This is a genomic window from Neobacillus paridis, assembly GCF_016765675.1.
Classification (GTDB): Bacteria; Bacillota; Bacilli; order Bacillales; family Cytobacillaceae; genus Neobacillus; species Neobacillus paridis.
In genome coordinates, this window is the sequence record NZ_JAESWB010000056.1 from 1 (window position 1) to 606 (window position 606).

General features: G+C 65.5%; 1 protein-coding gene. It reads right to left on the reverse strand.

The annotated features are described in order from the left end of the window. Nucleotides 1-606, reverse strand: a 606-nt coding sequence (locus JK635_RS27910; RefSeq protein WP_202652995.1) for an alkaline phosphatase PhoX, incomplete at both ends; no start/stop codon positions are given.

The window sequence follows — 606 nt, forward strand, 5'->3', positions numbered from 1 at the left end:
CTCAGATACTTCGACGGATCGGCCACATTGGCCGCGGTGATGGACTCGCCAGGATGCTGGATGTTGACGAACAGCGCCTTGCCATCCGGAGTCTCCGCCAGGCCGGTGATCTCGCAATCCACCGGTCCGACCAGGAAGCGCTTCAGGCTCTCCGCCGCAGGGACCTTGCCCGTGGGCGTCTGCACTGTCAGCGTGCTGCCGTCCGCCCTGGTATAGCCTAGCGCCCTGGCCGTGCCATCCCCCACCTTGCCCGGTATCGCCGCCAGCATCATGCAGTTGGTGGCATCGGTATAGGCGCCATCATCGGTCTGGATCCAGCACAGGCCGGTGGCGCGCGAGAAAGCAATGCCGTCCGGGCTGGAGAAGTCCTGATCTGCGGTAAGCGCCGACAGATTGATCCTGGTCGGGTCGGCATCCGATTGCGCGCCGAAGAGATACACATCCCATGTGAAAGCCGTGGCTGCGCTCTCACCGCCGGCTTCGGCCACGCGGATGATATGGCCATTGACATTGCCGTTGCCGGTGCTGGCCGCGCCGCTTGCGCTGGCCGCCTTGGCATCGGTGTAGGCGCGCGGGTTGGCTGCGTCCAGGCCCATCTGGGTGCCG